This is a genomic window from Gluconobacter sp., from assembly GCF_047723935.1.
In the GTDB taxonomy this organism is placed as follows: domain Bacteria; phylum Pseudomonadota; class Alphaproteobacteria; order Acetobacterales; family Acetobacteraceae; genus Gluconobacter.
On sequence record NZ_JBDOBO010000110.1, the window covers coordinates 1 to 6,243 of the forward strand.

11 protein-coding genes are annotated in these 6,243 nt (G+C 54.2%); all 11 read right to left on the reverse strand.

The window, feature by feature from the left end; translation table 11 throughout:
* Nucleotides 1-90: 90 nt before the first annotated feature.
* Nucleotides 91-528: a hypothetical protein gene (locus tag ABF979_RS15955; RefSeq protein ID WP_415560685.1), complete on the reverse strand. Its 438-nt coding sequence runs from the start codon at nt 526-528 to the stop codon at nt 91-93.
* Complete coding sequence (locus ABF979_RS15960) at nt 525-923, reverse strand: hypothetical protein (RefSeq protein ID WP_415560686.1); 399 nt, start codon at nt 921-923, stop codon at nt 525-527. Before ABF979_RS15960 ends, ABF979_RS15955 begins: the two co-directional genes overlap by 4 nt.
* On the reverse strand, nt 920-1,960 hold the full coding sequence (locus ABF979_RS15965) for an AAA family ATPase (protein ID WP_415560687.1): 1,041 nt from the start codon (nt 1,958-1,960) through the stop codon (nt 920-922). The genes ABF979_RS15960 and ABF979_RS15965 overlap by 4 nt, the downstream gene beginning before the upstream one ends.
* Nucleotides 1,957-2,841 carry a PD-(D/E)XK nuclease-like domain-containing protein gene (locus ABF979_RS15970; RefSeq protein WP_415560688.1) on the reverse strand — a complete coding sequence of 295 codons (885 nt, stop codon included), beginning with the start codon at nt 2,839-2,841 and terminating at the stop codon, nt 1,957-1,959. Before ABF979_RS15970 ends, ABF979_RS15965 begins: the two co-directional genes overlap by 4 nt.
* Entirely contained in the window at nt 2,838-3,086 is a 249-nt protein-coding gene (locus ABF979_RS15975; RefSeq protein WP_415560689.1) for a hypothetical protein, read from the reverse strand. Before ABF979_RS15975 ends, ABF979_RS15970 begins: the two co-directional genes overlap by 4 nt.
* Nucleotides 3,083-3,400 (reverse strand): hypothetical protein, encoded by a 318-nt coding sequence (locus ABF979_RS15980; protein ID WP_415560690.1) that lies wholly within the window; start codon nt 3,398-3,400, stop codon nt 3,083-3,085. The genes ABF979_RS15975 and ABF979_RS15980 overlap by 4 nt, the downstream gene beginning before the upstream one ends.
* 78 nt (nt 3,401-3,478) lie before the next feature.
* Entirely contained in the window at nt 3,479-3,673 is a 195-nt protein-coding gene (locus ABF979_RS15985; protein WP_415560691.1) for a hypothetical protein, read from the reverse strand.
* Complete coding sequence (locus tag ABF979_RS15990; protein ID WP_415560692.1) at nt 3,670-4,110, reverse strand: hypothetical protein; 441 nt, start codon at nt 4,108-4,110, stop codon at nt 3,670-3,672. The genes ABF979_RS15985 and ABF979_RS15990 overlap by 4 nt, the downstream gene beginning before the upstream one ends.
* A gap of 3 nt (nt 4,111-4,113) precedes the next feature.
* Nucleotides 4,114-4,371: a hypothetical protein gene (locus ABF979_RS15995; RefSeq protein WP_415560693.1), complete on the reverse strand. Its 258-nt coding sequence runs from the start codon at nt 4,369-4,371 to the stop codon at nt 4,114-4,116.
* Between the two features lie 144 nt (nt 4,372-4,515).
* Complete coding sequence (locus ABF979_RS16000) at nt 4,516-5,454, reverse strand: hypothetical protein (RefSeq protein WP_415560694.1); 939 nt, start codon at nt 5,452-5,454, stop codon at nt 4,516-4,518.
* A gap of 221 nt (nt 5,455-5,675) precedes the next feature.
* Nucleotides 5,676-6,068: a helix-turn-helix domain-containing protein gene (locus ABF979_RS16005; RefSeq protein ID WP_415560695.1), complete on the reverse strand. Its 393-nt coding sequence runs from the start codon at nt 6,066-6,068 to the stop codon at nt 5,676-5,678.
* Nucleotides 6,069-6,243 lie beyond the last annotated feature (175 nt).

The following is a 6,243-nucleotide window of genomic DNA, read 5'->3' on the forward strand; positions in this document are numbered from 1 at the left end:
CTCGGTAAAACGGCCTCTTGATGTTTACCCTATACCCTTTAATGACTTGCGATTTTCCACCACAAAACGGGCAGCTTTTCAGTTCGTCGCTCATGCCGCACCGCCTTTCAGGGCTGCAACTTCTTTCGCAATCAGTTCAGATAATCCTGCGCGGAATCCCGACAGTTCTCCTTCTAGTTCTGCGATGCGCCGGTCTTTCCGAACAATCTCAGCCTCAAGCGCCGCGATCCGGGCTTGGGCATCGGACTGACGGACTAGGGGGATGCTGTGTGATGTAATTTCTTCTGCAAATATAACCGCACACGGGTTAATATCCGCACTTGGGGTAAAAGAATCTATTTCCTTGCTATCGGCGTAACCAATTACATCCAACTCACCGCCCGTCACAGGTGTTCCGATACGCAAAGCCGCCTTCGCGAAGGCACCCGATACAGAGATCGGCGCAAACATCATTTCTGCAACAATTTTCGCTCTCTGTTCATCACTCAGCGGCAGCCGCACGAACACGCCGGTGGGTTTCTCGCTCATGCACCCTCTCCCGGCAGGACTTCGCGGACGCGGATTGTGCGGATGAAGTTAAAGGAACCTTTCCACTCGGCGGCTTTTTCCTCCGTCTCAAACACTCCGCCCCATCCGCTATTCCTATACTCATTCACCCAAAACTCCCGCGCCACAGGGACTTCGCGGGCGTTCATGAGGTCGTTTATATTGTTTTCGCTATGCCTCAGTCTCTTATGGTAGGTGTCGCCATTGCTTCGCCACAAAGCAGGATGTGCGGCCTCTTCAATATATCCTACAACGGGATATTCCTTGCTTCCATCTTCCTTAGTTATCAATCGCACCGGCCTACCATCACGCGTACAAAACGGCCCCTCATGCTCCGGCGTGTACGGGCCTATGATTTCTAGTTTCTTCTGTGTCATGCTGCGGCCCCATCAAACTCGGCATCTTCACTTGCAAATCCATCCAGGGCGGCCTGCACCGCATCGTCCACCCGCTCGGCAAGGTCTGATCGGTTTTTCGTGAGCCACTCCCGCTGTTTGATGGTCGCTTTATCCGCAGTAATCACCTGCAGGGCTTCAATGGTGGTCACGTCCTGAATACGCTCGATAAGGTCACGCACGCCTTCAGCAATCTTATCGACTGGCGGCCTATCTTCGCCCGTTTCGGCCCAATGCTTGAGCCGCAAGCCTTTATCAAAGCTGATGCGTTCTCCGGCAGGGAATATCGCCTGCAGTTCATGGTTCAGCTTGCGGGGCAGGTCGTAGCGTGGCTCGCCGGGCGTTTCCGGGTGCATGGTCATGGAGCCAGACAGTTCAAACATGAATGACTTTTCGCAGATTGGCATAAAGCCAAGGTGGCGGATTTCATTCTTCGTCCGGCCCGTGTTCCCATCGGTCACTTTCTCAAACTTGATCTTTTCTTGCGCACGGAGGCAGAAGATCAAGTGTGTCCGGGTCTGGATAAGGCGCGCCATCATGCGCTTGTGGGCCTGCTTTGGCTTCTTCCAGCTTGGGGCGGTCATGGCGTCAACCTTCCATGCGTGAAAGGTACCGTTCCGGTCTGTAGCCGCTGCAATGGCGGCCTGCTCTGCCATATCGGAGCAACCGCCCTCGCCATCCCATTCATGAGACATGCTGTCGATAACAATAACAGTTGCGCCAGCATCTTCCGCCGCCTTGATCGCCTCAATGTAGCGCTGGGGCGTGAACGGGGCCGGAAAGTCCAGATGCAGAAAGTCAAACGTGCCTTTGGCAGGGTCAGCTTTATCACCGGGCTTGGGGGCGTAATGGAGTGCGCGCCCCGCTTCCGTGTCAATGACAGCGATTTTCCCATTTTCCCCCTTGATGCCCTCGGCCAGCGTGAGGGCGGAAAACGTCTTGCCGCTGCCTGACGCGCCTGCAATTCCAAAAAGCAGGCCAATCTTGCCACGTACGGCTGGGCGGATTGTGAAAGTCATAGTGCATTCTCCAGCGCTTCATCGCGCAACTGTTGTTCTTCATGATCGCGTAGGAGCCATCCTGGGGCTTCGACATGCGCCACGTATTCGTATCCGGGCCAATGGCCAGAGCGCATGCAGCCGCTCCAAATCTGGATTGCCCGATCAACATCCTCTGCGGCCACCGCTTGCAGGGATGGCGCTGGGGTCAGCACAGAGACGGCATGCGGCTCTGTCATCTCCACAATGACAAAGCGCATGGAGGGGCGCTCTCTGCCCTCAATTGCGCGCAGACCTCGGTTATAGAAACGGTCCTGAGTGCGGTACGCATCCACCAGCCTCCGGTCCCATTTAAGGGGGGATGCTGAAAGCATGGTTCCTTTGAGGTCAAAGGCAGGGAGGTGCAGATCATCGGGCAGGCGATCAACCATGCTGCGGCACCAGTCATTCCCTTCCTGCCATGCGATAATGGCCTCTGACTGCCCCGGAGCAAAAAAGCCCTCAAGGTCAGGATGCTGCTTCATTTGAATGAGCGCGCGCCTGCACATTTCGTGCACTGCGTCATAGTTCTCGCTCAGAAGCGGAACCATGCCACTTTCCATGGCCGCGTCACGGCTTTCTTTGGCCGCGTTCTTCTTGTAGTCGTCAAACTTTACCTCGACGACTGGCGCGCCCTTCCTGAGCAAAATGGAGTGGAAAGCCGTTCCCATGCGCATGACTTCTGTCACCTCAGTCTCAACCCTGTTCGGGTTCAAGCGAGGGTGAGCAAAATGCGCATGCATGGGGCTTTCATCCAAAAGGATGCGCGCCACGCTATTGGACAGGCTGGGAGTGGGGCAGGGGTCGGCATGGTATTCTGCTTCGGGCAGATCGTAGATGCCGGGCATGCTAATAAGGCTCACGCTACCCCCTCCAACAAATGCACCTCGCCCCGGGCAACCCGACGACGGAAAGAGGCCTGCTGTCGTTCACTGTCAGCCAGTGACCTGACGGCTTTCTCCATGCGTTCAATCGTGCGGAGCCGGACATCAGGAGAACCTCTGCGCGGATGCAGATGGGTATATTCGTCCCAGCTTACTGCGATGCTGGCCATGAGCGCGTTTTCGGCCTCGATGTCTTCTAGCGTGTTGGTTTCAATATCCATCACGCCACCACCGCCAGTCCACGCATGGCATCATGTCGCGTTTGTGCGACAAGGCCGCGCTCCATGCGGTTCTTTTCGTGAAGCTCACGCACCGCGCAAACCATGTCGCCAATGGCTTCCTCAGCAAAGGCCAGCTCAACAGCAGCAAACCTGTTGTCAGTGAAGAACGGGAAGGTCATCGCATCCGCTACGCGCAGCAGGTTTACGATTGCCGTTTCATATTTCTGCACCTCGATGGCAACAAAAGGTGTCAGCCCCTCAGTGCTGAACATGCCTTCGTTAAGCGCCTTCTCGTACGCCTCGTTTTTGTAAGACATTTTCCAAACTCCCTCGTGGGAAACATTCGGCCAATGCGGCCACATGACCCGGCCCGCGAGCCGGGAAGTGCGGGGGCATCAGGGGGCTATCTCTTGCCATACGGGGCAATCTTCGCCGTCAGTGGCGGCCATTCCTGCGTTGCTTTTCCATGATGCAGGCACATCCATGACAACATCAGCGGCGCAGTCTCCGGAGCACATCCCTTTCCAAGGTTTCTCCTTGTAGAAATTGTCGCCCCAAAGCCGACAGTTTCCGCAGCGTTTTTCGATCATGATGTTTCGCCTCGGGCTTTTGCGAGGGCGGCGCGGGCCATATGACCTTGCTGGCTCTCAAACCCGTCTTGCAATTCTTGGCTCAGTACTAGAGACAGGCAGGCGTCTAGAGCCTCATAAAGCTCCGGCGCGGCGGCGATTAGGTGGGCATCCGGAGAATCAATCCCGCGAACCTGGTACCGATAAACGGACGTATCTTTTCTTGCTGCTTCAATCCCGACAATCGACTTGTCACCGACCTCAAATTTCAGAAGCTCGCTCGCATCAACCAGCACGTTGCCAGATCGGAACTGCGGTTGAGCGCCGCGCATACCCCACCGCCGGAAGCTCATGACGTATTTGCGCCCAGAGTGCTTTGTAGCGAGGTAAACATCTGGGCATCCGCCAGCGCTACCAAACCAAGCCCACGGCCCTTTTGTGAATTTCGGATCAGTCACCCCTCAACCCTCCAAATACGGAGCGCGAGGAAGGCCAGTCAGATCTGCCAAGATGTTCCACGGCGCGAATAGGACGTTCAGAAGGTCCGCCGTCACGGCGGGCGCGCTCTGGGAGAGGCAGACGTACGCAATCATCGCGGTCCAGAACGCCGCACCGATGGCAAGCTGGACGAACGGGTTATACAGAGCGGCCAGAGCCCAGCTTGTGGCGACATAATCCCATTGCTGGGTGATTGGTTTTTGTGGAGTGGTTTGGTTCATTGCCCATCACCTTCGTGGTTGATGAGCTAATGTTGGATTATCTAACTTTCCGCGTCAACATAAAAGTTGGGCAATCTAACATTTATTCATAAAAAATATCCCGGCGCAGGGCCGGGATGGCAAGCAGGATTGGATTAGGAAAAATTAACTGAATGGGAGATCAATTTGGCGCGCGGCTGGGTGCCGATGCTGTTTCACCTTGATTATCCGCGTTTCTGTCTTCAGTCCGGCATCAGTTTGCCACTGCTGAACGATGACATCGCACAGCAAGATGTCTCCCTTCGTAAATGATACCTCATTCCTGTTGACTGCATTTATAAAATCCTCGTCCTCAATGGACGCCCATACAACGTTCTGCCCATCGCTAAGCTTCCACTTTCCATCATCACTAAATGACAGATTAACGATGGAAAATGCGCTGGTGGAAGGTGAGCTTATAATAAGGCTATCGGAGTTCTCCGGTGACTTGAACGATATAAGATCATCCTTGCCGACAACAGCTTCAGCGCGCTCTTTGCTCTCTCCAGTGACGCGCACAGAGATGACATTAATGCCTTCTTTTTCCAATGGTCTAAACGCATACGCAGCAGCCCTTCGTACCTTTACATCCCGGAATAGATCGACAGTCTGCCTAGGGGCTGTGACTTTAATTATCTCCCCTGAATCGTCTGGGAACTCAAGTTCCACATTACCATCTTCAATGATATGCGCCCGAGTAGGTTGCCGCCCCTTTGCGATTTTCAGAAGCTTGAAAAGCCCAATTCCAATGTCTTTCCCGCTAATCCCTAAAAATGCGCAAAGTGCGGCAAGGGCCGTAGCGTCCTGACCGGTCAGCAGGTCTTTCGCGTATCCAATCCAGCCTTGGATCAGGTGAAGTTCAACTTCAAATGATCCACGGACGAAGCCTGCCTTTACCCGAACGGAAAGGCTTGACCTATCACCATTTACGACGCGGTTTGCTTCATCGAACAGCTTCCCCATGGCAAGTAACGCCGGGGCCAAGTCCTCGACCGCCATCTCGCCACTTTCGAGGGCGGGACCATCGTAGTTGATCGAGAGGAATGTCGTGCTCATTTCATCCATCTATCATACCATCCTAAAATTTTCACTTAAAATGCCATAGGGTTTCCTATGGCGCTTGAGACCTGCAGCTTGGTCTGTCAAATATCGTTCACGTGACGATTGGTCTGGATTTCAATTTCAGCAATATTTGCCTATTGCCATCCTTTTATCGCCTTGATGTTCTCGTTTTGTTCTGACATACTCACGCCATGGCACAGCTTGATAGAGTCGAGGGCGAGGGGTTACGCGGCGTCATTATTGGCGACGATCTGCGCGCGAAGCAGGACCATCAAGCTGCGCCGCTCTTCCTCGCCTATCACGCGCCAAAGCTTGAGGAGGGCTCTCTCCTCCGCGTCATGGGCGACATCATCCGCATTTGCGGCAAGAGGCGAAGAATCTCCGAGAAGGTAGTCACTGGAAACATCATAAAAATTGGCTAAGGCCCGCATGGTATCTCGGCCGGGAATATCGTGGCCGCCCTCATAGGCTGTGAGTGTGCTGCGGCTAATGCCAACAGCCTCTGCGGCCTCTGCCTGAGTTATACGCCTTCCCTCCCGCTCAGCCTTGGCCAGTCTGGAGGATTTAAGACGAGCTCCTACGGTGTTTGCGTCCTTCATGTTGGTAGGTGACGACAAAAATTAAATCCTTGGGATGGATTTTCCAACATTCTTCTTGCGGATTAATGTTGGAAAAGCTAACGTTATCGGCATGTCGATTGTTGATAAAGCCATCAAGGCGGCGGGCGGCGCTTCCGAACTAGGCTCAGGACCTATTAATTTATTGAACTGGACGAACGGTTGTGATTCACAG